Consider the following 24075-nt stretch of genomic DNA (forward strand, 5'->3'; position numbering starts at 1 on the left):
ACTTCTGATATTGCGTGGTCAGGAGCCGACTGCACACCTGGCGTTACGCCCCGTCAATTGGTGCAGTCGTCTTCTGAAAATGACAAGCGGCGCGGCCCTGCCTGACATCCAGTTAGGGTATGCCTCAATCTGACGGTAGCGAGTCGCAGGCGTTCGGATCGGCATCGGTTTCGTTCCCTGTCTTGGCACGCGCTTCGAAGCGTTGATAACACTCCAACCCGCAGAAGTGCTCGACGTATTCCGCGCCTTCCGGGGTGAAGGCGGCATCGAGCGGGATTTCCTTGCAGCACACGCAGCAACTGGTGGTGGTCGAGTCACTTGCATTCATGGTGGCACCCCTCCATTGACTGACGAAGACGGCGAATGCCGCCGCCGGCATTGGCTTCGCGAACAGGAAGCCTTGTCCTGTGTCGCAGTCCGCTTGTCGCAATAGATCAAGACTCGCCGATGTTTCCACGCCTTCAGCCACCACATCCATGCCCAGCCCGTGCGCAAGCTGAATCACGGTGTGCACGATGGTTTGGTCGCGGCGGTCGTTGGCGAGCCCGGCGACAAACGATTGGTCGATCTTGAGCGTGCTGATTGGGCAGCACTTCAGATGTTGCAGACAGGAATACCCCGTCCCGAAGTCATCGGCGGCGAAGCGCACACCGATCTGCCGCAAGGCGTCCAGGGCGGGGAAGATCGCCGGATCACCAAACGCGACCGATTCGGTCAGCTCGATTTCGAGATACTCGGCGGGCAACTCGGCATCAGCCAGCACGCCCTTTACCCACCCGTCGAAGTCCGGTCCCACTTGGCTCGCCGAAACATTGACGGCCAGCCGGAACGGTCGCCATGCCAGCATTCGCCAGTCACGCATCTGGCGGCAGGCTTCACCCAGCACCCAAGCGCCGATTTCAGGCATCAGGCCGGACGATTCGACCACGGGCAGGAACTGGCCCGGTGGCAATAGTCCAAGCGTCGGATGACGCCAGCGCAACAGGGCTTCCGCGCCGACAATCCCACCACTGCGCAGATCGACGACGGGCTGGTAGTGCAGTTCAAGCTGCCCGCGCTCGACCGCTTGGGCCAGTTCCGGCGTCGTCCATCCATCCGGCCGGAAAGCGCTCATTCTCTTTCCCTGAATGCCCGCAACGCCCGCGACAGGGACAGAAGGAACAGGCCGGTCAAACCGAGCGCCGCGATGACCCAATGCTCGCCGAGGAAAGCACCGGCGGTTGTGCCGGCCAGCACGACAGCGAGGATGGGCAGGTGGCAGGGGCAAGTCAGCACAGCCAGTCCGCCCCACAGGTAGCCGGTGATCGGTTTGTGCGTCTCGGACGGCAAGCGCTCGGGGTTGTTCATGGCAGACTCTCCGCGTGCTGTGCCGGCTCGGTCGGCAGGGTGGCCAACTGCACTTCCAGATCGGCCAACGCTTCGCGCCGACGCTCGACGAACTGACGCAGCAGGGCAAGCTGCGCGGCCGCTTCGTCGCCGTCCGCCGCATCCAGCGCCCGGCACAGCCGCGCCAGCGCGTCGAGGCCGATGCCCGCCTCGAAGGCCGCCCGCACGAAGCACAGCCGTTGCAAGGCGGCGTCATCGAACAAGCCGTAGCCGCCTGGTGTGCACGCCACCGGGCGCAGCAATCCGCGCAGCAGGTAGTCGCGCACGATATGCACGCTCACCCCGGCATCAAGAGCCAGCCGGGACACCGTGTAGGCGTTCATTGAACACCTCCTTTTTCTCACCCGGCGCAGCAGGAAAGCTGCTTCACATCCTTGTTGAAGGTCTGCGCCGCGAGCTTCAACCCCTCGACCATCGTCAGGTAGGGGAACAACTGGTCGGCCAGTTCCTGCACCGTCATGCGGTTGCGAATGGCCAGAGCCGCCGTCTGGATCAGTTCACCCGCTTCCGGCGCGACCGCCTGTACGCCGATCAGCCGATGGCTGCCTTCCTCGATAACCAACTTGATGAAGCCGCGTGTGTCGAAGTTGGCGAGCGCACGCGGCACGTTGTCCAAGGTCAAGGTGCGGCTGTCGGTCTCGATCCCGTCGTGGTGGGCTTCCGCCTCGCTGTAGCCCACGGTCGCCACTTGCGGATCGGTGAACACCACGGCCGGCATTGCGGTCAGGTCGAGCGCCGCATCGCCGCCGGTCATGTTGATCGCGGCACGGGTGCCGGCCGCTGCCGCCACATAGACGAACTGCGGCTGGTCGGTGCAGTCGCCGGCCGCGTAGATGTTCGGGTTGCTCGTGCGCATGCCTTGGTCGATGACGATGGCACCTTGCGCATTGACAGTGACCCCCGCTGCGTCCAGCGCGAGGCTGCGCGTGTTCGGTGTCCGACCGGTGGCAACCAGCAGTTTGTCGGCGCGCAATTCACCGTGCGTGGTGGTCAGCACGAATTCACCGTCCATATGGGCGACCTGGCTGGCTTGCGTGTGCTCCAGCACCTCGATGCCCTCGGCACGGAAAGCGGCTGTCACCGCCTCGCCGATGGCCGGGTCTTCACGGAAGAACAAGGTATTGCGCGCCAGGACCGTGACCTTGCTGCCCAGCCGGGCAAAGGCTTGCGCCAGCTCCAGCGCCACCACCGACGAGCCGATTACGGCAAGGCGTTCGGGAATGGTGTCGCTCGCCAGGGCCTCGGTGGAAGTCCAGTAGGGTGACTCTTTCAAGCCCGGAATCGGCGGGACCGCCGGGCTGGCACCCGTGGCGACCAGGCAGCGGTCGAACATCACGACGCGCTCGCCACCCTCGTTCAAACGGACGGTAAGGCTCTGGTCGTCCTTGAAGCGCGCCTCACCGTGCACAACGGTGATGGCCGGATTACCGCCCAGGATGCCTTCGTACTTGGCGTGCCGCAGTTCGTCGACGCGGGCCTGCTGCTGGGCCAGCAGCTTACTGCGGTCAATCGTAGGCACAGTTGCCGCAATACCGCCATCGAACGGGCTTTCCCGGCGCAGATGGGCGATGTGGGCGGCGCGGATCATGATCTTGGACGGCACACAGCCGACATTGACGCAGGTGCCGCCGATGGTGCCGCGCTCGATCAGCGTGACCTGCGCGCCTTGCTCGACGGCCTTCAGCGCCGCCGCCATCGCGGCTCCACCGCTGCCAATGACCGCTACCTGCACCGGGGGCTCGTTGCCACTGTGCTTTTCGGCGGCGGCCATCCATCCCCGCACCTTGTCGAGCAGTCCGACGCGGTTGTCCGCCAGTGGCGCATCGGCTAGCGTTGCCTTGTAGCCCAGTCCGGCCACGGCGGCAGTCAGCGCGTCCGGCGATGTGCCCGGCACGATGGCGAGTTGCGCTGTGCCCTTCGGATAGGACACCAGCGCCGACTGCACGCCTGGCACTTTTTCCAGCGCTTCCTTGACGTGCGCCGCGCACGAGTCGCAAGTCATGCCGGTGATTTTTAGATGGGTCATGCAACAGATCCTTTATCGTTTGTGGCGCCAGACAATGACGTCCGTTGTGCTGCGGTGCCGTTTTCAGTGACTCACTGCTTGACGCTGGACGGATAGCCCGCGTCTGCGGTTGCCTTGGTCAGCTTCTGCACGCTGGTCTTGGCATCGTCGAAGGTGACGACCGCTTGGCGTGTCTCGAAAGTCACGTCAACTTTGCTGACGCCTTCGACCTTGGAAATCGCCTTCTTGACAGTGATCGGGCAGGCGGAGCAGGTCATGCCCGGTACGGACAGCGTGACGGTCTGGGTGGCGGCCCAGACGGGGGCAACAACGGCGGCGAGGGCGAGGGAGGCAAACAGTTTCTTCATGGTGAACTCCGATCAGTAGAAAAATGGCATGACGTAGGGAAATCCGAGCGCGACCAGAACCAGCGCGGCCACGATCCAGAAAATGAGCTTGTAAGTAGCTCGCACTTGGGGAATCGCGCAGACCTCACCCGGTTTGCAGGCCGCTGCCTGCCGGTAGATGCGCCGCCAGGCGAAGAACAACGCCACCAGCGCCACGCCGATAAAGATGGGGCGATAGGGTTCCAACACCGCCAAGTTGCCGATCCAAGCGCCGCTGAACCCCAAGGCGATCAGAACCAACGGCCCGAGGCAGCAAGCCGAGGCGAGGATGGCGGCAAGCCCTCCAGTGAAGAGCGCGCCGCGCCCGGTTTTTGGTTCAGACATGCGCTTGTCCTTTCGAATTGAAATTGGATAGCGTAACCTTACTTCCGTACTCATGTACGGAGTCAAGCGATATGGAAAACAATTTGGAGAACCTGACCATTGGCGTTTTCGCCAAGGCGGCCGGGGTCAATGTGGAGACCATCCGTTTCTATCAGCGCAAGGGCTTGTTGCTGGAGCCTGACAAGCCCTATGGCAGCATCCGCCGCTATGGCGAGGCGAATGTAACGCGGGTGCGCTTCGTGAAATCAGCCCAGCGGCTGGGCTTCAGCCTGGATGAGATCGCCGAGCTGCTGCGGCTGGAGGATGGCACCCATTGCGAGGAAGCCAGCAGTCTGGCCGAGCACAAGCTCAAGGACGTGCGCGAGAAAATGGCTGACCTGGCGCGCATGGAGGCCGTGCTGTCTGAGTTGGTGCGCGCCTGCCATGCGCGAAGGGGGAACGTTTCCTGCCCGCTGATCGCGTCACTACAGGGTGGAGCAAGCTTGGCAGGTTCGGCTATGCCTTAGCGTGCTTTATTTTCCGTTTTCTGAGACGACCCCTTAGAAAGCCTAGTCAAAGAGCTGTCACGAGAACACCGTTAGCTTAGCGTACGATTTTTTCCGAATTCTGCGGTTCCCCCTTCCTCCGCATCTACGAGCTTGCACTGCAGGCCAGCTTCCGCGCAGATTTCACAATAGAACAGCTATCTGCCGAGCTAGGGCTGGTGGTGGACCAACTCTGGCCGAACTTTGAGAAAGCGGTTAGCGAAGCGGGATTGCCGATCGAGCAACTCGGGACCGAGTTGGTGCTTGGTGGATGGTCGTTGAAGAACGGCCGGATGATGGCCACGGCGTATGCGAAGAGTGACAGCCGGCGCCCTTGCGTTGTCCAGCCGATCGGGGGGCAGATGGCGTCGCCGGGCGAACCGCTCCAGGCCGCGACCCCTAGCATGGCCCAGGTGGATCTGCTGGCCCATGCGCGTCTCCAGGTCAGCTACCTCAATGGGCAACTGGGCCGGAAAGTAGCAGGAGGTCGACTGCTAGTTGGGTTTCTGCAGAAGGGGCAAGCCCTGCTCAAGGATCTAGGAGAGATCTAGGTCGCGGGAGTCAAATACGCTAGGGGCTGAAATCGAAGTTCAGGTCTGGCCCTAAGGCAGAAGGCCAAAGCAGACCAAGGTCGTCCGTGGATTTGGGATGTTTATCGAGGGCAGGGTGGATGTCCGCTTCTGGCCGGAAGCGGACATTGGGCGGCGACCGGCCGGGTGATGGCATCCGCCTTCGACCCAAAGCGGGCATCGTTCTCGACACACCTGAGTTGATCCGTACTCCAAAGCCTGTTTCCGCTACCCCTTGTAGTGCTCGACGTAGAGCCCCAAAGCTGCCAACGACGCATACACGGCGGACCCAGCGTTGGTCGCGTACAAGGCAAAGGGAACCGGAGGATCGCAGGGAACTGTTGCGATGAACCACGGAGCTGAGCTCGTCAAGCTCGTCCTAGGTGATGTGAGGAATCCTAGCTCCCTACGCATACCTAGCGCCTCGCGGACGTACGCCTTGTTCCAGCCGCCAGTCTTGCACGAGACCCCAAGAAGTAACTCCGTAAATGCGGGATAGCGACGGGTCTTAATCGGACGATATACACCGACGTCAATCTCGTGACGGTCAGCCGCTTTGACCACCGTCGTGCCTTTCCAGCTATGGCTTAGTGTGGTGACCTGCACTGAAATCCTAATCTCGAGCTTCTCAGTAGACGTAGATCCACTGATGTAATCGTGATCCGGATGGTTTGCTTTGCATGGAGATCCTCCAAACGTCAGGACGCCTGCCATCTTGGGGGTACACGTGAGCTTGTAGCCCGCACTATCGATGATTCGCAGAAGCCTAAGCAGCACCCGAAGTTCGTAAGCCTTTCCTTGCGCGTAGGGAGACCCGCTCGCCTTAGCACGCGAAATGGCTGCTTTCACAGCGTTGAGGATTGCTAACTTACTGATCGTCACAGTCGCGGTCCTCGTGGCGCGTGTTCCTCGCGAGGGTCGTCCGGTGGCAGATATCGAGCGATATAGGCCTCAAGATCTGCCTGCTCGTGATCCGTCAAACGCTGGGGTGATACAGTTGGTAGATGTGACCGGATTGAGCGAACTCGGCGACCTTCTGGTGTCTCAACAGTGTAATGAACGTCCTCCAGTCCGGTGAGACCTTGGACCAGCTTCCCGATCTCACCCAAGGTTTGCGAGAGGGCGTCTTGGGTCGTCACAGGTCTAAAATCGAGAACCGCCGCAAGTGCGGCTGCAGCTTGTGCATTCGTGTCGTCCTCGTAATCAGACATCGCCTGAACAATCGCGGAGCGAAGCGATCTAACAATTTGTGGATCAAGCTCAGACGCAAGGGCTAGCGCCTTCCCTATCTCCCTAATTACCTCTTCACCACCTTGATCTTCTGCCATTCACAACTCCACAGCTGTAGACATTAACGGGCCGCGCGGGATGAACCGCCCGGATTCTCTAAATTCAATTGCCGAAGGTTGCCGTTGGCAATGTTCCTTAAGAGTAAGGCACAGTGCGGTTTGGTTCCATAAGCGGATCGCGCTGGCTGTATCCCGAAGTGTGCGATGACGCCGAAGCTGGATAGTGTCGCTGAATTGGACCATCAGGCACTTAGGTCTGAGCCCTGATACAGATTGATGATATGACTCCAAGTCGCGTACGGGCTGCGAAGAGCACCGGCTACTTTGGTCCGCTTCTGACCGAAAGCGGACATTCGTTTAACCAAGGGTGAAGGAAACTTTTAGGGCCAGGATGGACTTCAACTCTCTCGTTCGCTCGCTTCTATCCGATGCGAAGATGCGCCGTAACAAGCCTCTGCGAGACTAGTGCGCGAGCCAGGTCGCTGACATTGCTCCATGGCCTATGACGTGCCCCGCACCCGCTGGTCAAATGGAACCGCCCTCGGCACCATGGGCACGACCATCTAAGGAGTTCTTCATGCTCTACCAAGATAAGTACGTCGCCTTCATCGACATGCTCGGGTTCTCCGCACTTGTCCAAGAGTCGGCAGCCGACATGAGCAAGCTTGATGAAATAGCAGAGGCCATCGACAGACTAAAGAACACAGCGTGCTGCAACCCAGCAACAGGACTTTTGTTCACTTACTTCAGCGACTGCATCGTCATATCAAGCAGCCGCTCTCCTGCTGGCCTTGCCGACATCCTGAGCTGCATCAGAATGTTGGCCGAGAACCTGCTAGTGGTTGATATATTGATACGTGGAGGGCTCACAGTTGGAAGCATTCATCATGATTCTCAGATGATCTTCGGACCGGCGATGCTGGACGCCTATCGCATGGAATGTAAGGAAGCACGCAATCCCATGGTGCTCGTGAGCGAAGAGGTGCGATCGGATGCTCGCGCTGCGGGGTTAAGCAACCTGTTGACGTGGGATGACGAAGAGCCAGACCGCCACTATGTCCACTATCTGATCTCGTACAGCGCTTATGACTCTAATCCAAGGGCGGGCGTCGTGATTCTCGATAGCCAGGCCGCTCTCATCCGGCATTTCATCGCCAAGAGGCTGCTAGGCGCTCCGGGTAAGATCCTGGATAAAGCCGAGTGGATGGAACGATATTGGAACGAGAAGGTGGCGACAGGTGGAATTCTCGGACGTGTTGACAGGGTCGCAGACCTTGTTAGGCCCAATGCGCGACCATTTCGCAGCAGACTCGCCGTTCTAGCACCGCAACCGGGCGCCACTAGTGTGGACTAGCGAATCAGGCAAGCAGCTGCCGATTCCTTGCAAAGATTCAATTCAATTGGCCATACGGAAGCACGTGCAATCCCTGATGGCAGTCGGGACCACCATCTCCCCATTGCCAGCCGCGTCTGAACCAGCGCCCGGAACGCTTCAGCGGAAGGGGCTGGTCCCTTCCGCTGGTGCCTGCCCTGGTTGCACCGGCTATGCGCGGCCACCACGTTCCCGGACACGTCTCTGCCCCCGTCCTGTTGGGCCACCAGGTGCTCGGCGGTGCATTGAAAGGCTCGGGCCTTACTGGCCTTCAGCCCGAGCTCTGAGGGTGCAGTGAGCCACATCGGCAGGCCGCAATAGAAGCAACGGCCCGATTGGGCGTAGAAGGCAGAAGTGCGAAGGGATCTGCGGCGTTTGGCGGTCATGGATGGCTCCGGAATCGAAGGATTCCCGTGCCCCCATTGGGTGGACCTCGGGCACCCGGAGCCTATTGGCTATGCGGGCACAACACCGGCGCTTTATAGCGACTGGCTAAGGCGTTATAGCTCAGCGCTTGAGCCGCTACAAGGCCCAGATGCCGACCAGAACGGGAGGGAGTCACCGACGCCCAGTTAAGGTCAAAGCTTGGTCAGGGGGCGAGCGACGCGCTTGAGCAGGTGGAGCGGGGCGTGGCGCGTCACCCAGGGAAGTCGCGGTGTTGTAGTCCTGCTCAACCCGCTGAACTGTTCGCACGTTCAGGCCCGAGATCTCGTCTAATTGTTCTTGCGACCAATGTCGCGACTGGCGGAACTGGGAAGTGCAGGCGACAAGCTCTGACCGATCAGGTGCGCAGTTGGGAACTCAAGGGCGAGCTGGATGTGGAGCCAGAAATCGAGGGCGTCTTAGGTGCGGATCCAGGAATCAAGGGCATCTTTGGGGGAGATCTGGAAATCGCGGGCGTCCTTGTGGGGAAATACGGGCGGACAGCTGTGGGATCTGGGGCGTTTCCGTTGTGGCAGTCAACGGTCCGAGAGGAGACGCCTCCTGCAGACGCCTATGGCACCTCTATCGACCAGGCCATCCAGAGGGGCCTCGTGCTGGGTTAAAATTGAGCGCGAATGGCCCATTCTTCTCCCACGACCACACCAATGCCGCCCTAGACCCAGCCTGGGCCTAGATCGTCAAGACGTGGTTACAGCGCACAGCGCTTGAGGGAGTCTTATGCCGACCCATACCGCGGAGGCCGCGCGCCGCCGCACGTTTGCCATCATTTCGCACCCGGATGCCGGGAAAACCACCCTGACCGAGAAGCTCCTGTTGTTTGGCGGCGCCATTCGCCAGGCCGGTAGCGTCAAGTCCCGGAAGTCAGCCAAGCACGCCACGTCCGACTGGATGACGCTGGAGAAGGAACGCGGCATTTCGGTCACCTCGTCGGTGATGCAGTTCCCCTACGAGGGCCGCATCGTCAACCTGCTCGATACGCCGGGGCATGCCGACTTCTCCGAGGACACCTACCGTGTGCTGACCGCGGTCGATTCGGCGCTGATGGTCATCGACTGCGCCAAGGGCGTGGAAGAGCGCACGATCAAGCTGATGGAGGTCTGTCGGCTGCGGTACACGCCGATCATGACCTTCATCAATAAGCTCGACCGCGAAGGCAAGTCGCCGGTCGAACTGCTGGACGAGGTCGAGCGCGTCCTCGACATCCCCTGCGCACCGATCACCTGGCCGATCGGCATGGGATCGAGACTCAAGGGGGTGATCCATCTGATGACCGGCGAGGTCCACCTGTTCGAAACTGGCAAGAACTTCACGCGACAGGATTCGACGATCTTCCCATCCATAGAGGATCCTGCGGTGGTCAAGCGCGTCGGAGCGCAGCTCCTCGATGAGGTCCGGGAGGAGCTGGCCCTGGTTCAGGGCGCGTCTCATCCCTTCGATCGCGAACTGTATTTGGCAGGTCTGCAGACTCCGGTATTCTTCGGCTCGGCGGTGAACAACTTTGGTGTCCAGTTGCTGCTCGACTTCTTCGTCACGCATGCGCCGGCACCCAAGCCACGGGACGCATCCCTGAGGAAGGTTTCGCCAGAGGAGCCGGCTTTCAGTGGCTTCGTGTTCAAGATCCAGGCCAATATGGATCCATTGCATCGCGACCGCGTCGCCTTCCTGCGCGTGTGCTCCGGCAGCTATCAGCACGGCATCAAGGCACTCCATGTCCGCACGGGCAAGGAGATGCGGCTTGGCGATGCCTTGACGTTCATGGCGTCCGAGCGTGAGTTGGCCGAGCACGCCTACCCGGGCGACGTCATTGGCATTCATAACCACGGCACGATCGCCATCGCCGACACGTTCACCGTCGGCGATCCGTTGCAGTTCACCGGCATACCTAGCTTTGCCCCCGAGCTGTTCCGGCGCATCCGCCTGCGGGACCCGTTGCGTCTCAAGCATTTGCAAAAGGGTCTGACCCAGTTGTCTGAAGAGGGAGCCACGCAGTTTTTCCGGCCACTGTTGTCCAACGACCTGATCCTCGGGGCAATCGGAACCCTGCAGTTCGAGGTGGTGGCCTATCGGTTAAAGGACGAGTACGGCGTGGAAGCGAGTTTCGAACCGGTCCAGATCCACACTGCGCGCTGGATCCAGGCTGAGAGCGATTCCGATCTCGAAGAGTTCCGTGAGAAGGCGGCAACCCATCTTGCGCTCGATGCTTCCGGAGCGCTGGTCTACCTGGCACCCAGTCGCGTCAACCTGCAGATGGCGCAGGAACGTGCACCGAAGATTTGCTTCACAGCCACACGCGAGCACTCCCAAGCCGTGGGTCGCGCGGACTAGGGGTTGTCCGTGTAAAAATGGTTCTTCGCGGATTACCGTGGAGCCTCGGCTGACCAACGGTGCCCTTGAGGCCTGATTTCCTAGGTTCGAGGATGCAGCCATGCTGGACCGGAAGACGATCGAAAAGCTGGATGGCCGGGAAGGCTATCGGGTAGAGCGCGTGGCCTGAGGATGACAGCCGGACCGTCACGATCTACCTCAAGCCATCGGCGCGGACGATGTACTGCGAGCACTGCGACACTCCCAAGCCGTGGGTCGCGCGGACAAGTGCGCAGGGGAAACCATCACGTTCATGAACCCCTCACCTCCGGTCGAATCGGCAATTGATCGGCTCGGACGTCGACCGCGTGTTCGATAGGCATTGATGCCGGACGTCTAACCCCCACGCTCCCGCATCACCTCGCGCACGATGAACAGCGACGCGATCGAGCACGCTTCAGAGCAGTCCTCGCGCAGGGCCAATTCGTGGAGGCGATCGAGCTGCCAAGGGACCACCTCGAGCTCTTCGGGTTCGTCCCCCGGCAAGCGCTCCGGGTACAGGTCCTCCGCCAGTACCAGATGGATGGCGTTGCTCATGTAGGTGGGGGCCAAGGTCAGTGGCCGCAGATAGCGCATCACCTTGGCGCCCATTCCGACCTCTTCCTTCAGCTCGCGATTGGCGGCCTCGAGAATCGACTCGCCGGGGTCCATACGTCCCTTGGGCAGGCCAAGTTCGTATCGATGGGTGCCCACCGCGTACTCGCGAATCAAAAGTACCGTGTGCGGATCGGGCATCGCGGCGATGATGACGCTTCCAGGTGAGCGGGTGTGGAGCCGCTCGTAGAGCCGTCGCTCCCCGTTCGCGAATTCGAGATGCACCTGTTCCAGGCAATACGGGCCGAGCTCGGTCGCATCAGCCCGATGGATGACCGGTAGGCGCAGGATCGTGTTGAGGCGGGACATCAGCCGTCTTCCGATTGCACCGCGCCCGGCGGTTCTGCTTCGGCAATCGCGACGCCGCTGCTGAGGAACATGCGGGCAGCAGCGGCCGCATTCTCCAGGGCCAAGCGGGTGACCTTGGTCGGATCGAGGATGCCGAACGCGACCATGTCGCCGTATTCGCCGGTCTGGGCGTTGTAGCCGAAATTGCCGCTGCCTTCCTTGACTTTGTTGACCACGACCGATGGCTCTTCACCGGCGTTGGCGACGATCTCGCGCAGCGGTGCTTCCATCGCGCGCAGGGCGATCTGGATGCCGTGGTTCTGGTCTTCGTTGGCGCCCTTCAGGCCTGCAATCGCGGCCTTGGCGCGCAGCAGCGCGACGCCGCCGCCCGGGACGATGCCTTCTTCCACCGCCGCACGCGTGGCGTGCAGGGCGTCTTCGACGCGGGCCTTCTTTGCCTTCATCTCGATCTCTGTCGATGCACCGACCTTGATCACCGCCACGCCGCCGGCCAGCTTGGCAACGCGCTCCTGCAGCTTCTCGCGGTCGTAATCCGACGAGGTGTCCTCGATCTGGGTCTTGATCTGGGTGACACGCGCTTCGATGTTGGCCTTCTCGCCGGCGCCATCGATGATCGTGGTGTTTTCCTTGGAGACCTGCACCTTCTTGGCGCGGCCCAGGTCCTTGATCGTCGCCTTTTCCAGCGACAGACCGATTTCCTCGGAGATCACGGTCCCGCCGGTCAGCACGGCCATGTCTTCCAGCATCGCCTTGCGACGATCGCCGAAGCCCGGAGCCTTGACGGCCACGACCTTCACGATGCCACGGATGGTGTTGACCACCAGGGTCGCCAGTGCTTCGCCTTCGATGTCTTCAGCGATGATCAGCAGCGGCTTGCCGGCCTTGGCGACGCCTTCCAGCACGGGCAGCAGGTCGCGCACGTTGGAGATCCTCTTGTCGTGCAGCAGCACGTACGGATCGTCCAGGTCAGCGGTCTGCGACTGCTGGTTGTTGATGAAGTACGGGGACAGGTAGCCACGGTCGAACTGCATGCCTTCGACGACGTCCAGCTCGTTGTCCAGGCCCGAGCCTTCTTCAACGGTGATGACGCCTTCCTTGGTCACGCGGCGCATCGCTTCGGCGATGATGTTGCCGATCGACTCGTCCGAGTTGGCCGAGATCGTACCGACCTGGGCGATCGCCTTGTCGTCAGCGGTCGGCTTGGAGATGTTCTTCAGCTCGGCGACGGCGGCGATGACCGCCTTGTCGATACCGCGCTTGAGGTCCATCGGGTTCATGCCGGCCGCGACGGCCTTGGCGCCTTCGCGGATCAGGGCCTGGGCCAGCACGGTGGCGGTGGTGGTGCCGTCGCCGGCGTTGTCGTTGGTGCGCGACGCGACTTCCTTCACCATCTGCGCGCCCATGTTCTCGAACTTGTCAGCCAGTTCGATTTCCTTGGCGACGGAGACGCCATCCTTGGTGATGGTCGGCGCGCCGAAGCTCTTTTCGAGCACGACGTTGCGGCCCTTCGGGCCCAGGGTGGCCTTGACGGCATTGGCGAGAATGTTGACGCCGCGCAGCAGGCGCAGCCGCGCATCATTATCGAAAAGGATCTCTCTGTGCGTCATGACCGTTCCTCCGCAATAAAAACGCATGCCGGAGGGGAGCCGCCAGAACCCCCGGCATACGCCGACTCAGGCAGCAACACTTTCGTTCCGTCCACCGCCTTCATCGAAAGCCGAACCCGACCCTGCATGTCCACTTCCAGGACCTTGACCTTCACCACATCCCCTTCCGACAGAACGGAATTCGGGTTTTCCACTCGCTCGTCAGAAATCTGCGAGACGTGCACCAGTCCGTCCTTGCCCGGCGCGATGGTGATGAACGCGCCGAAGTCAAGCACCTTTGCCACCTTACCTTCGTAGACCCGACCCGGTTCGATTTCGGCCGTGATCTGTTCGATACGCCTGCGCGCCGTGTCGGCGGCTCTGCCGCTGGTCGAAGCGATCACGATCGTGCCGTCGTCCCGGATATCGATCTGCGTGCCAGTTTCCTTGGTGAGCGCCTGGATGGTGGCCCCGCCCTTGCCGATCACCTCGCGGATCTTGTCCGGATGGATCTTGATCGTCAGCAGGCGCGGTGCGAACTCCGACATCTGCTCGCGCGGGGCCTGGATGGCCTTGGCCATCTCCCGAAGGATGTGCAGTCGCCCTTCTCGCGCCTGCGCCAATGCCACCTTCATGATCTCGGCGGTCACGCCGTCGATCTTGATGTCCATCTGCAGGGCCGAGATACCGTCGATAGTGCCGGCGACCTTGAAATCCATATCGCCCAGGTGGTCCTCGTCACCCAGGATGTCGGACAGCACCGCGAACCGATCGCCTTCCTTGACCAGGCCCATGGCGATGCCTGCCACAGGCCCCTTGACCGGAACGCCCGCAGCCATCAGGGCCAGCGAGCTGCCGCACACTGAAGCCATCGAGGAAGAACCATTGGACTCGGTGATCTCCGACACTATTCGAATGGTGTAAGGGAATGTTTCCATCGACGGCATGATCGCGGCGACGCCACGCTTGGCCAGACGGCCGTGGCCGATTTCGCGTCGCTTTGGGCCGATCATCGGACCCGTCTCGCCGACGCAGTAAGGCGGGAAGTTGTAGTGGAAAAGGAAGTGTTCCTTGTACTCGCCGGTGACGGCATCGATGACCTGGCCGTCACGCGCAGTGCCGAGCGTGGTGGTCACGATGGCTTGGGTTTCGCCGCGTGTGAACACCGCCGAGCCATGAGTGCGCGGCAGCACGCCGAGTTGGATCGAGATCGGACGTACGTCTTCGAGACCGCGACCGTCCAGCCGACGCCGATCCTGCAGCACCATGCGGCGCACAGCGGTGTACTCGAGGTCGTCCAGCTCCGCGCGGACTTGGGCACCCTCCCAACCCGTTGCCGAGGTCGTCGGTGCAGCTAGCGCAATCAACACTTCATTTCTGATCGCCTGCACTCGTTTCTTGCGTGCGATCCGGTCGGTGATCAGCAAGGCGCTGTTGAGGTTGTTTCCAATCTGTGTGCGCACCGTATCGGCCAGGGCCAGGTCGCGTGGTGGATGGCTCCACTCCCACTTGGTCACCTTCGCTTCTTGGGCGAGTTCCTCGATCGCTTCGATCACGGGCTGCATGGCGTGGTGGCCAAGCGACACCGCCGCCAGCATGATCTCCTCCGAGAGCACGTTGGCTTCGGACTCGACCATCAACACGCCGTGCCGGGTGCCGGCGACGACCAGATTGAGGTCGGAGGCCTTGAGCTCTCCGGTGGTCGGGTTGACCAGAAAACTGTCGCCGTGGCGGCCGATGCGGACCGCTCCAATCGGCCCCTTGAACGGCAACCCCGACACGCGCAGCGCGGCGGAGGCGCCGACCATGGCTGGAATATCGGGATCGATCAATGGATCGACGGACAGCACGGTCGCAATGACCTGGACCTCGTGGCGGAACTGATCGGGAAACAGTGGTCTTACCGGCCGGTCGATCAGGCGCGAGGTCAGGATTTCCTTTTCGGTCGGGCGACCCTCGCGCTTGAAGAAACCACCGGGGATACGACCGCCTGCGTAGAAGCGCTCCCGGTACTCGACGGTGAGCGGGAAGAAGTCGAGTCCATCTTTCGCGCGCTTGCTGCCGACCGCGGTTACCAGCACCACCGTATCGCCCATGCGGACCATGACCGCGCCGGACGCCTGCTTGGCGATCTCGCCGGTTTCGAGGGTGAGTTCATGCGCCCCGAAGGCGCAGCGCTTCACGACCGGCAATTTAGCCGGTGCATTCGTCATCAGATTCACTATGTTTTCCTTTCATCAACAAGCATATGCCGACCACCGCAGAGGCGGCCCAATGGGTGCAGCGCGGACTCAGCGACCGGCGTTTCGGCGCATGTTGTGCTGTTTCGCCTCGGCCAGTTCCTCGGTGCACTCCAGGCAAAAAGGCGCGGCGGGATCGGCCATCAAACGGCCATGCCCGATTTCGAGTTCACATCGGCAGCAAATGCCGTAGCGCCCCGATTCGTAGCGATCCAGCGCCGCCTTGATCCGATCCAACTGGATCATCAGGCGACTGCTGCCCGCCTTGGCCATGTGCTGCTGGGAGATGGCGTCGATCCTGCTGACGCGGCCTTGCGTGGTCTGATCGAGGGCGACGGGTTGGCCCGCGTCTTCCAAACCGGCGAGGGTGATGCGAATGTCCCGCTGCTCCTCTACGAGCATGCTGAAGAATTCGTCCAGACTTTGAACGTGTACGGACATGGTGACTCCTCATCTTGGTAGGCGGTATGCCGGGAGCGGCATCCGGAAGCGGGCATTGCGCCCGCGGCCAAGAAGTGAGCGTTAGATTGGAGTGGTCATGAGAGAGCCTCGTCTTAACCCTCTGAACCGCACCCCATTGTGCGGAAACCACATCACCTAGTAGAGCTTGAGGCCATCCTCAAGATCGACGAGACAGGCGGAGGGGTGTTGTATCGTGAATTTCACTAAATCATAGCATGTCAAGTCCCCCGTCAAACGACGGGGGATTACCTCGGGCCTTCTGGGCGCTGATAGCCGCCACGAACCCCATCCTTGGACAGCACCCACTGCCACAGTTGCAGGTCGCGGGCGCGGAATGCACCGGCGCAGGACAACGGGTAGTAGCGCCACATCCGATGGAACCGTTGCCCCAGTTCGTCCTCGAAATGAGGCCATGCCTGCTCGAAGTTGGCATGCCACGCCATCAATGTGTTGTCGTAGTCGGCGCCGAAGTTGTGCAGATCCTCGACGACGAAGAGCTCGTCGCAAGCATCACCGATCTGGCCAATCGACGGCAACTCGCCGTTCGGGAAAATGTAGCGATCGATCCACGGGTCGGTAGTGGACTTGCGCCGGTTCTTGCCGATGGTGTGAAGCAGGAACAGGCCGTCATCGGCCAGGCAGCGATGAGCTACTTCCATGTAGCTGCGATGGTTCTTGCGACCCACATGCTCGAACATGCCGACGCTGGCGATGCGATCGAGGCGCTCGTTGATGGAGCGGTAGTCCTGCAGCCGGAACTCCAGTGGCAGGTCGGCATAACGCTCCGTCGCCCATGCGGTCTGCTCCTTCGAAACCGTCACCCCCACGCACTCAACGCCGTAGTGCTCGGCGGCGTACGCCATGAAGCTGCCCCAGCCACAACCGATGTCGAGCACCCGCATGCCGGGCTCCAGGCGCAACTTGTGGCAGATCATGTCGAGCTTGGCTTCCTGCGCCTCCGCCAGGTTCTTCGCATCGGCCCAGTAGCCGCAGGTGTAGGTCATGCGCGGGTCCAGCATTGCCGTGTAGAAATCATTCCCGAGGTCGTAATGGGCCTCGCCGACTTCCCAGGCCTGTCGCGATGTCTGCCGATTCAGCAGCTTGGCCCGTAGCGAATGAAACATGAGCCGCAACGGTTTGACGTGGCGATCGAGCCGCGCACGCAGGATGCGATCGAACAGTTCGTCCAGCCGATCGCACTCCCATGCGCCGTTCATGTAACTTTCCCCAAGGCCGAGATTGCCCTGTGCAAATACGCGCTCCGGGACGCCATCGACCAGCAACCGGATATCCCATGGGCGATCACCGCCCAGTCGAACATCAGCGATCTCCAGCAGTTCGTCCATCATTCGATGGAGGTGGTTTCGATTGATTGTTGCAGTGGATTTATGCTTGGTTGATGCTTCGGTCATTTGACTTACTGCCGGTGGTTGGCGTCAACGGAGAAGGAGCACCGGGACGCGGCAGGTGCGCAGCATCGTGGTGGTGGTGCTGCCGACAATCAGCTGGCGGATACGCGAGTGGCCATAGGCCCCCATGACCAGCAGATCCACATGCTCGTCACGGATGTAATGGCCGATCACCTCTTCCGCTTCGCCCGGTCGCACCGCGCCGGCCGCAGACAATCCGGCCGCGGCCAGCGTGTCCAGCGCCCAACGCAATGCGGCTTCGTTTGTGGCATTGGTCGCTCCGACGGTGAGCACACGGATATCGAGTCCACTGAACAACGGGCTGGCCGCCACCATTTCCACGCCCTTGCGGGTCGTGGCGCTCCCATCGAACGCGATCAGCACGCGTTCGATTTCCGTGTAGCTGCGCGACGCCACCAGCAATGGGCGATGGACTGCACGTACCACGCGTTCCAGTTGGCTGCCCAGGTGTCCCTTGGCGAAATCCGCATGCTCGCCACGCTTGCCAAGGACAAACAGGCGTGCATCGCCTTCCAACTCGATGAGGGTGTCCACCAAGGACCCATGCCGCATCCGCGTCTCCGCCTCGATGCCATGGAAAGCGGCCGCAATCCCCTTGGCCTGTTGCAGCACTAGGCGGCCTCGTTCTTGGCCCAGCTTGCTGCGGGTCTCGTCCAGCAAGGCGAGCCCTTCCAGCAACCTGGGCTGGGCATCCGCTCCGAGGTTCCCACTGAAGTCCGCGGTACTGGCCGCTTCCGGATGGCGGTCAAGCACATGAAGGTATTCCAGCGGGGCTTCCAGTCTGTGCGCTGCCCAAGCGGCGTAATGCGCCACGCTCTCGCTGTAAGCGGATGCGTCGGTGGCGGCCAATACACTGCCGCTGTGATCTATATGGGAGTGTCCAATCTTGTCTGTCATGGTTGCTTCCTCAGTGGCCCATCAGCCGCTCGACGGCGTCGGGCTTGTCGTGGACGCCCAAGCGATCCACCAGCGTCGCACTGGCTTCGTTCATTCCTAGGATTTCGACCTCAGTACCTTCACGCCTGAACTTCACCACAACCGTGTCCAGTGCGCCCACCGCGCTGAGATCCCAGAAGTGGGCACGGCCCACGTCAATTTGAACGCGCTCCAAAGCCTCGCGGAAATCGAAGCTAGCAATGAACTGGTCAGCCGAGGCAAAGAAAACCTGCCCGGTCACGGTGTAGCACCGCAGACGCCCACCTTCTTCAGAAGTGGAGCCGATGTGAAGCACCTGGCCTACCTTGCGAGCAAAGAACAGCCCCGAGAGCAGTACGCCGATCAAAACGCCCTTTGCCAGATCATGGGTGGACACCGTCACGATAACTGTGGCGATCATCACCACACTAGAAGTCTTGGGATTTGCCTTAAGTGCCGTCAGTGAACCCCAGTTAAAAGTGCCAATGGAGACCATGATCATTACAGCGACCAGCGCCGCCATGGGAATCAGCTTTACCCAAGGGCCTGCAAATACCACCATCAACAATAGGAATACGCCCGCGGCCAGTGATGAGAGGCGACCACGACCGCCGGACTTAACGTTGATGACAGACTGGCCAATCATGGCGCAACCGGCCATGCCGCCAACAAAGCCGGATGCGATGTTGGCTATGCCCTGACCGACCGCTTCGCGGTTTTTGTTGCTCGGCGTATCGGTCAGATCATCGACGATCTTTGCAGTCATCATCGATTCCAGCAGGCCCACGACCGCCAATGTGGCGGAAACCGGGAAAATGATCTTCAGTGTCTCTAGATTCAAGGGAACATCAGGCAACAAGAACACCGGCAAGCTGTCGGGTAGTTCGCCCATGTCCCCCACGGTGCGGATATCAAGCTTGAGCAGGAGCGCGACTATCGTCAGGACCACGATGGCCACCAGCGGCGAGGGAATGACCTTGGTCACGCGTGGCAACAGATAGATGATGGCCAACCCTGCGGCGACCATCGCATAAACGGTCCAAGGGACGTTGGTTAGCTCGGGGAGCTGCGCCAGGAAAATCAGGATCGCCAGCGCATTGACAAAACCGGTGATGACCGAGCGCGAGACGAAACGCATCAACGCCCCGAGCCTAAACGTGCCAGCCAAGATCTGCAGCACCCCGGTTAGGAGCGTCGCTGCCAACAAATACTGCAGTCCGTGCTCCTTCACCAAGCCAACCATCAGCAGCGCCATGGCCCCGGTAGCTGCCGAGATCATTCCCGGACGACCGCCGGTAAAGGCGATGACCACTGCAATGCAGAATGAGGCGTAGAGGCCCACCTGGGGATCAAGCCCGGCAATAATTGAGAACGCAATGGCCTCTGGAATTAGAGCGAGCGCAACAACTATGCCGGCAAGCAAGTCGCCACGAATATTGCCGAGCCAGTCCTGGCGCAGTCGAGTAAGCGTAGTCAAAACAGAATATCCCTAGTCCCGACTGGTCGTCGGGCCAACAGTGTGATTTACGAAATAACAACCCTAAGCCCGCTTGCGGGCTTGATCCGATGACAGGATTTAGGGCGGCGTAATCACTATGGGCACTGGCTCGGGAGTAGAGTTGGGTCCGCTGTTGTTTGCGGCCGTCTGACTGGAGAGCTTAGCACAATTTGCATAGTTGCGTCGAATGATGGACGATTGGCCGGCCACCTTTGAAGCGTGCGTGTTCTGGGTCAGGTGACTATCCTCGATCAGTACATTGATGCCGCCACCCGCGAGAACACTGTGCGCAGCTACGCTTCGGCGTTACGGCACTTTGAGGTCGAGTGGCAAGGACACCTTCCGGCCACCCCAGACAGTGTGGCGCGGTACTTGGCCACCTACGCGCAGACCCTGGCCACCAGCACGCTGCGGCATCGCCTGGCGGCGATCGCTTCTTGGCATCGGGATCACGGATTTGTGGATCCCACCCGCTCGCCACTGGTGCGCAAGGTACTTAAAGGGATTCAGACCCTCCACCCGACCCGGGTCAAGCAGGCTGCGCCACTGCAGATCCGGCGGCTGGTCGAGCTCGATGACTGGCTGGCCGCAGCGATTGCTGCGGCCCATGCCCGGGGCGACGGGGCGGCGGCGCTTCGCCATCAGCGGGATCGCGCGTTGGTGCTGCTCGGATTCTGGCGTGGCTTCCGTGGCGATGAACTGCTGCGTCTGGAAGTGGCCCATCTCACGCTGGTGCCGGGACAGGGGATGACCTGCTTCCTGCCGCGCAGCAAGGGCGATCGCCAAGCGGCCGGCGTTACCCATAAGGTGCCGGCGTTGTCGCGGCTGTGTCCGGTAGAGGCGACCCAAGTGTGGCTGCAGGCGGCAAACGTGCAAGACGGGCCGGTGTTTCGGGCAATCAACCAGTGGGGCCACGTAAGTGCCGAAGGGCTCCATCCCAACAGTTTGGTGCGCCTGCTGCGCGAGTTGCTGGCCAGTGCCGGCTTTGCCGATGCGGGGCTCCACAGCAGCCATTCGCTGCGCCGCGGCTTTGCTAGTTGGGCCAACGATCAGGGCTGGGACATGAAGGCGTTGATGGAGTACGTGGGCTGGCGCGATGTTCAGTCGGCCATGCGTTACCTGGACGGGCGTGACCCGTTCGCCCGGGATCGCATTGAAGCGAGCCTGCCCAGCCCAACCGCGCCAGCTCCGGCGATGGCGCTGCCGGCGCCCGAGGTCAAATCTGCCCTGCAGCTGCTCCTACGCATGGTGCTGACCCCGTTTGCCCGCGTCGGCCGCGGCGCGGCCAAGGCCCGGGGCAGAATCGAAGAGATCTGCTTGGCCCCGTTCCAAGCGGTACGGCTGAACACCGCCAGCAGCGAGTACCGGTTGACTGTTCCCACCGATCCCGACCGGGATCTGGATGAAATCCTGGCCACGTTGCTCGATGACATGCACCGCATGGCCGATACGCACCAGTGTTTCCTGGAAGCGTCTCTCAGTACAGACGACGGCCGCCACTGGGATTGACCCCCCTCATAACCTCCGGATCCAATGGCTACCCTTCACGAGACCGCCTACCCGCGACTGAAGCCTGATCCTACCGCCAAGGAACTGGAGGAGATCTACACCCCGAGCGCCGCTGAGATTGCATTTGCCAAGCAGCTGACCACCCAGCCGGGTCCGCAGCTGGCGGTACTGATCCATCTAAAGCTCTTCCAACGCTTAGGCTACTTCACGCTGTTGGCGGAGGTACCTGAGCGGATCCGGCAGCACATCGCCAAGGCCGCCCGTCTCGGGCGTGTGCTGGCCTCTGACCAGCTCGATCGCTATGACAGCTCTGGCAGCAAACGCCGGCACATGCCGCAGCTTCGGCAGTTCATTGGGGTACGCCCGTTGGACAAATCTGGGTTGTCTTGGCTGGACACAGTGGCCACCGCCGCAGCCCAGACCAAGCACACCATCCCGGACATCGTGAACGTCCTGCTCGAAGAGCTGGTGCACCATCGCTACGAGCTACCAGGCTTCCGGACCCTTGAGATGGCCGCTATCGGGGCGCGCGAACGGGTCAACCTGGGCTACTACCGCAGTATCAGCCACGCACTGACGCCTGCCACGCGCACGCTGATTGATGAGCTACTGCGCGCACCGGAAGGATCCAGATTTACCGGCTGGCATTCGCTCAAGCGCGAGCCTGGCCGGCCGACCAACAAAGAGGTCCGGTTCTATCTGCAGCACATCCGTATGCTGCAGTAGTTGGCGGAGCAACTGCCTCCAATCGATGTACCGGTCCCCAAGCTCAAGCAATTCCGTGCAATGGCCCGGGCGTATGACGCCAGCGAGTTGGCCGAGTTGGGTGAGGACAAGCGCTATGCGCTGGCCACCATCTTCATCCGCGCCCAGCATGCCAAGACATTAGACGATGCGGCAGAGTTGTTCATCAAGCAGGTGCGCGGGCTGGAGAACACCGCGCAGCAGAAGCTGCTGGCCTATCAGCTCGAACATGCCAAACGCGCCGACTTCCTCATCGGCCAGCTCAAGGAGATCCTGCAGGCCTACCAGCTCGACGGCAGCGATAGCCAGCGCGTGGACGCGATCGACAATAGTCTGGAAGCGGAAGTGTCCACCTTGCTGGCCGAATGCGAAGAACATATGGCCTACGCAGGGAAAAACTACCTGCCTTTCATGCTGCAACCTTACGGCGCGGTCAGGCCGCTGCTGTTCAATGGGCTGGAGCTCATGAACTTGCGGGCGACCAGCCACGATGCCGGCATGGAGCCCTTGATCGCAGCCGTGCTCTCGCTGCGTAACCAACGCCGTGAGCTGATCGAGGTCGCTTCCCTCGGTTTGGACCCTGAAAAGGACTTCGACTGGATGTCCAAGCTCTGGCGTCAGCACGTGTTCGGCAAACGGGCCAGCGCGGCAGGAGCTGGCTGGATGCACCGTAAGTACTTCGAGCTGGCCGTGCTGGTGCAGGTCAAGGACGAACTGAAGTCCGGCGATCTCTTCATTCCCAGCAGCGAGCGCTTTGACGATTACCGCGAGCAGCTGGTCGATGAGGCCACCTTGGCCCAGGAACTGGAAGCCTATGGCCAGGTGTCAGGCCTGCCCACCGACGCCGGGTCTTTCGTGGCGGGGTTGCGCGCACAATTGACGGCTTTGGCCGATGAGGTCGACGCGCGTTTCCCGGAGAACGTTCATGCGGACATCCTGGATGGGCGCCTGGTGCTGCGGAAGGGGCAACGGGCCGAAGTCTCCAGCGCGATTACCACCGTGGATCGCCTCATCGCCGAACGACTCCCAGAGTCCAGCATCGTAGATGTCCTGATCGATGCCAGCCAATGGCTGGACCTGCACCGTTTTTTCCGCCCGATCGCCGGGACCGAGAGCCAAGTCGAAGATCTGCCCCGACGCGTGATCACCACGCTATTTTGCTATGGCTGCAACCTGGGGCCGACGCAGACGGCGCGGTCGATCAAGGGCTTCAGCCGGCGCCAGGTCGCTTGGCTCAACCTGAAATACGTGACCGAGGATGTGCTTGAGAAGGCCATCGTAGAGGTCATCAATACCTACAACAAATTTGACCTGCCTGGCTATTGGGGCAGCGGTAAGAGCGCGTCAGCAGATGGCACCAAGTGGAGCGTCTACGAAGACAACCTGCTGTCGGAGTACCACATCCGGTACGGCGGCTATGGCGGCATCGGCTACTACCATGTGTCCGACAAATACGTGGCGCTGTTCAGCCACTTCATTCCCTGTGGCGTGCACGAGGGCATCTACATCCTGGACGGCCTGTTGGCCAACACTTCCGACATCCAGCCTGAGATCGTCCATGGCGACACGCAGGCCCAAAGCTATCCGGTCTTCGGCTTGGCCCACATGCTGGGCATCCAGCTGATGCCCAGAATCCGAAACATCAAGGACCTGACATTCTTCCGGCCCGAACCGGGCAGGGCCTATAAAAACATCCAGGCACTGTTCGGGGACAGCATCGACTGGCAACTGATCGCCACCCATCTTCACGACATGCTGCGGGTGGTGATCTCAATCAGACTGGGCAGGATCACCGCGTCCTCGATCCTACGTCGGCTGGGCACCTACAGCCGGAAGAACAAGCTGTACTTCGCATTCCGGGAACTTGGCAAGGCCGTCCGAACGCTGTTCTTGCTTCGCTACATTGATGACAACGAGATCCGCAAAACGATCAATGCCGCGACCAACAAGAGCGAGGAATACAACGGCTTCGTGAAGTGGGTGTTCTTTGGCAGCCAGGGGATCATTGCTGAGAACGTCCAACACGAGCAGCGCAAGATCATCAAGTACAGCCAGCTGGTGGCCAACATGATCATCCTCCACAACGTGGAAGGCATGAGCCGGA

At 61.1% G+C, this 24075-nt stretch carries 19 protein-coding genes and 3 pseudogenes; 7 read left to right on the forward strand and 15 right to left on the reverse strand.

What is annotated here, in order from left to right:
• Nucleotides 1–124 precede the first annotated feature (124 nt).
• The 6 genes from QMX83_RS01230 to merT form a co-directional block, all read right to left on the reverse strand.
• Nucleotides 125–1114: a DUF3330 domain-containing protein gene (locus QMX83_RS01230; RefSeq protein ID WP_003132006.1), complete on the reverse strand. Its 990-nt coding sequence runs from the start codon at nucleotides 1112–1114 to the stop codon at nucleotides 125–127.
• Nucleotides 1111–1347, reverse strand: a complete 237-nt coding sequence (gene merE / locus QMX83_RS01235; RefSeq protein ID WP_003132004.1) for a broad-spectrum mercury transporter MerE — start codon at nucleotides 1345–1347, stop codon at nucleotides 1111–1113. Before merE ends, QMX83_RS01230 begins: the two co-directional genes overlap by 4 nt.
• Entirely contained in the window at nucleotides 1344–1709 is a 366-nt protein-coding gene (gene merD, locus QMX83_RS01240; protein ID WP_000995360.1) for a mercury resistance co-regulator MerD, read from the reverse strand. Before merD ends, merE begins: the two co-directional genes overlap by 4 nt.
• Nucleotides 1710–1726: 17 nt before the next feature.
• Nucleotides 1727–3412, reverse strand: a complete 1686-nt coding sequence (gene merA, locus QMX83_RS01245; RefSeq protein ID WP_003156770.1) for a mercury(II) reductase — start codon at nucleotides 3410–3412, stop codon at nucleotides 1727–1729.
• Nucleotides 3413–3483: 71 nt separating this feature from the next.
• The gene (merP, locus tag QMX83_RS01250) at nucleotides 3484–3759 is read right to left on the reverse strand and encodes a mercury resistance system periplasmic binding protein MerP (protein ID WP_003131987.1); all 276 of its coding nucleotides are present in this window, start codon (nucleotides 3757–3759) and stop codon (nucleotides 3484–3486) included.
• Between the two features lie 12 nt (nucleotides 3760–3771).
• Complete coding sequence (gene merT / locus QMX83_RS01255) at nucleotides 3772–4122, reverse strand: mercuric ion transporter MerT (protein ID WP_003131974.1); 351 nt, start codon at nucleotides 4120–4122, stop codon at nucleotides 3772–3774.
• 71 nt (nucleotides 4123–4193) lie between these two features.
• Here merT and merR point away from each other — a divergent pair, with 71 nt between their 5' ends.
• Nucleotides 4194–4628 carry an Hg(II)-responsive transcriptional regulator gene (gene merR, locus QMX83_RS01260; protein WP_005413387.1) on the forward strand — a complete coding sequence of 145 codons (435 nt, stop codon included), beginning with the start codon at nucleotides 4194–4196 and terminating at the stop codon, nucleotides 4626–4628.
• Nucleotides 4629–4825: 197 nt separating this feature from the next.
• The gene (locus QMX83_RS01265) at nucleotides 4826–5197 is read left to right on the forward strand and encodes a hypothetical protein (protein ID WP_021201824.1); all 372 of its coding nucleotides are present in this window, start codon (nucleotides 4826–4828) and stop codon (nucleotides 5195–5197) included.
• 896 nt (nucleotides 5198–6093) lie between these two features.
• On the opposite strand, the gene QMX83_RS01270 is transcribed toward QMX83_RS01265, so the two are convergent.
• Nucleotides 6094–6543: a hypothetical protein gene (locus QMX83_RS01270; protein WP_282294867.1), complete on the reverse strand. Its 450-nt coding sequence runs from the start codon at nucleotides 6541–6543 to the stop codon at nucleotides 6094–6096.
• A 538-nt stretch (nucleotides 6544–7081) separates the two neighbouring features.
• Between QMX83_RS01270 and QMX83_RS01275 the strand changes: the two genes are divergently transcribed.
• A complete protein-coding gene (locus tag QMX83_RS01275) occupies nucleotides 7082–7858 on the forward strand; it encodes a hypothetical protein (protein WP_032966761.1) in 777 nt (258 codons plus the stop codon).
• A 576-nt stretch (nucleotides 7859–8434) separates the two neighbouring features.
• Here QMX83_RS01275 and QMX83_RS21670 read toward each other — a convergent pair.
• Nucleotides 8435–8617: pseudogene (locus QMX83_RS21670) on the reverse strand (hypothetical protein); the annotation flags it as partial.
• Between the two features lie 420 nt (nucleotides 8618–9037).
• Here QMX83_RS21670 and QMX83_RS01280 point away from each other — a divergent pair.
• Both QMX83_RS01280 and QMX83_RS01285 read left to right on the forward strand, forming a co-directional pair.
• Complete coding sequence (locus tag QMX83_RS01280; RefSeq protein WP_282294868.1) at nucleotides 9038–10645, forward strand: peptide chain release factor 3; 1608 nt, start codon at nucleotides 9038–9040, stop codon at nucleotides 10643–10645.
• Nucleotides 10646–10745: 100 nt separating this feature from the next.
• Nucleotides 10746–10881 (forward strand): annotated as a pseudogene (locus QMX83_RS01285) (ISL3 family transposase); the annotation flags it as partial.
• A gap of 139 nt (nucleotides 10882–11020) precedes the next feature.
• Here the strand turns inward: QMX83_RS01285 and nudE are convergent.
• From nudE to QMX83_RS01320, 7 genes are all read right to left on the reverse strand, one after another.
• The gene (gene nudE, locus QMX83_RS01290) at nucleotides 11021–11587 is read right to left on the reverse strand and encodes an ADP compounds hydrolase NudE (RefSeq protein WP_032966771.1); all 567 of its coding nucleotides are present in this window, start codon (nucleotides 11585–11587) and stop codon (nucleotides 11021–11023) included.
• Nucleotides 11587–13194, reverse strand: coding sequence for a chaperonin GroEL (gene groL, locus QMX83_RS01295; RefSeq protein WP_282294869.1), 1608 nt, complete (start codon nucleotides 13192–13194; stop codon nucleotides 11587–11589). Before groL ends, nudE begins: the two co-directional genes overlap by 1 nt.
• Entirely contained in the window at nucleotides 13191–15386 is a 2196-nt protein-coding gene (gene pnp / locus QMX83_RS01300) for a polyribonucleotide nucleotidyltransferase (protein ID WP_282294874.1), read from the reverse strand. The genes groL and pnp overlap by 4 nt, the downstream gene beginning before the upstream one ends.
• 78 nt (nucleotides 15387–15464) lie before the next feature.
• Nucleotides 15465–15854 (reverse strand): TraR/DksA C4-type zinc finger protein, encoded by a 390-nt coding sequence (locus tag QMX83_RS01305; RefSeq protein WP_046272806.1) that lies wholly within the window; start codon nucleotides 15852–15854, stop codon nucleotides 15465–15467.
• A 266-nt stretch (nucleotides 15855–16120) separates the two neighbouring features.
• Nucleotides 16121–17287, reverse strand: a complete 1167-nt coding sequence (cfa, locus tag QMX83_RS01310; protein WP_282294870.1) for a cyclopropane fatty acyl phospholipid synthase — start codon at nucleotides 17285–17287, stop codon at nucleotides 16121–16123.
• 24 nt (nucleotides 17288–17311) lie between these two features.
• Nucleotides 17312–18202 (reverse strand): universal stress protein, encoded by an 891-nt coding sequence (locus QMX83_RS01315; protein WP_046272807.1) that lies wholly within the window; start codon nucleotides 18200–18202, stop codon nucleotides 17312–17314.
• Nucleotides 18203–18212: 10 nt separating this feature from the next.
• Nucleotides 18213–19697, reverse strand: coding sequence for a SulP family inorganic anion transporter (locus QMX83_RS01320; RefSeq protein ID WP_282294871.1), 1485 nt, complete (start codon nucleotides 19695–19697; stop codon nucleotides 18213–18215).
• Between the two features lie 258 nt (nucleotides 19698–19955).
• On the opposite strand from QMX83_RS01320, the gene QMX83_RS01325 reads away from it, so the two are divergent.
• Together QMX83_RS01325 and QMX83_RS01330 are read left to right on the forward strand one after the other, a co-directional pair.
• Complete coding sequence (locus QMX83_RS01325) at nucleotides 19956–21227, forward strand: site-specific integrase (protein WP_282294872.1); 1272 nt, start codon at nucleotides 19956–19958, stop codon at nucleotides 21225–21227.
• Between the two features lie 24 nt (nucleotides 21228–21251).
• Nucleotides 21252–24075 (forward strand): annotated as a pseudogene (locus QMX83_RS01330) (Tn3 family transposase); the annotation flags it as partial.

The sequence above is a fragment of the Stenotrophomonas sp. PS02289 genome (genome assembly GCF_029960115.1).
GTDB lineage: Bacteria > Pseudomonadota > Gammaproteobacteria > Xanthomonadales > Xanthomonadaceae > Stenotrophomonas.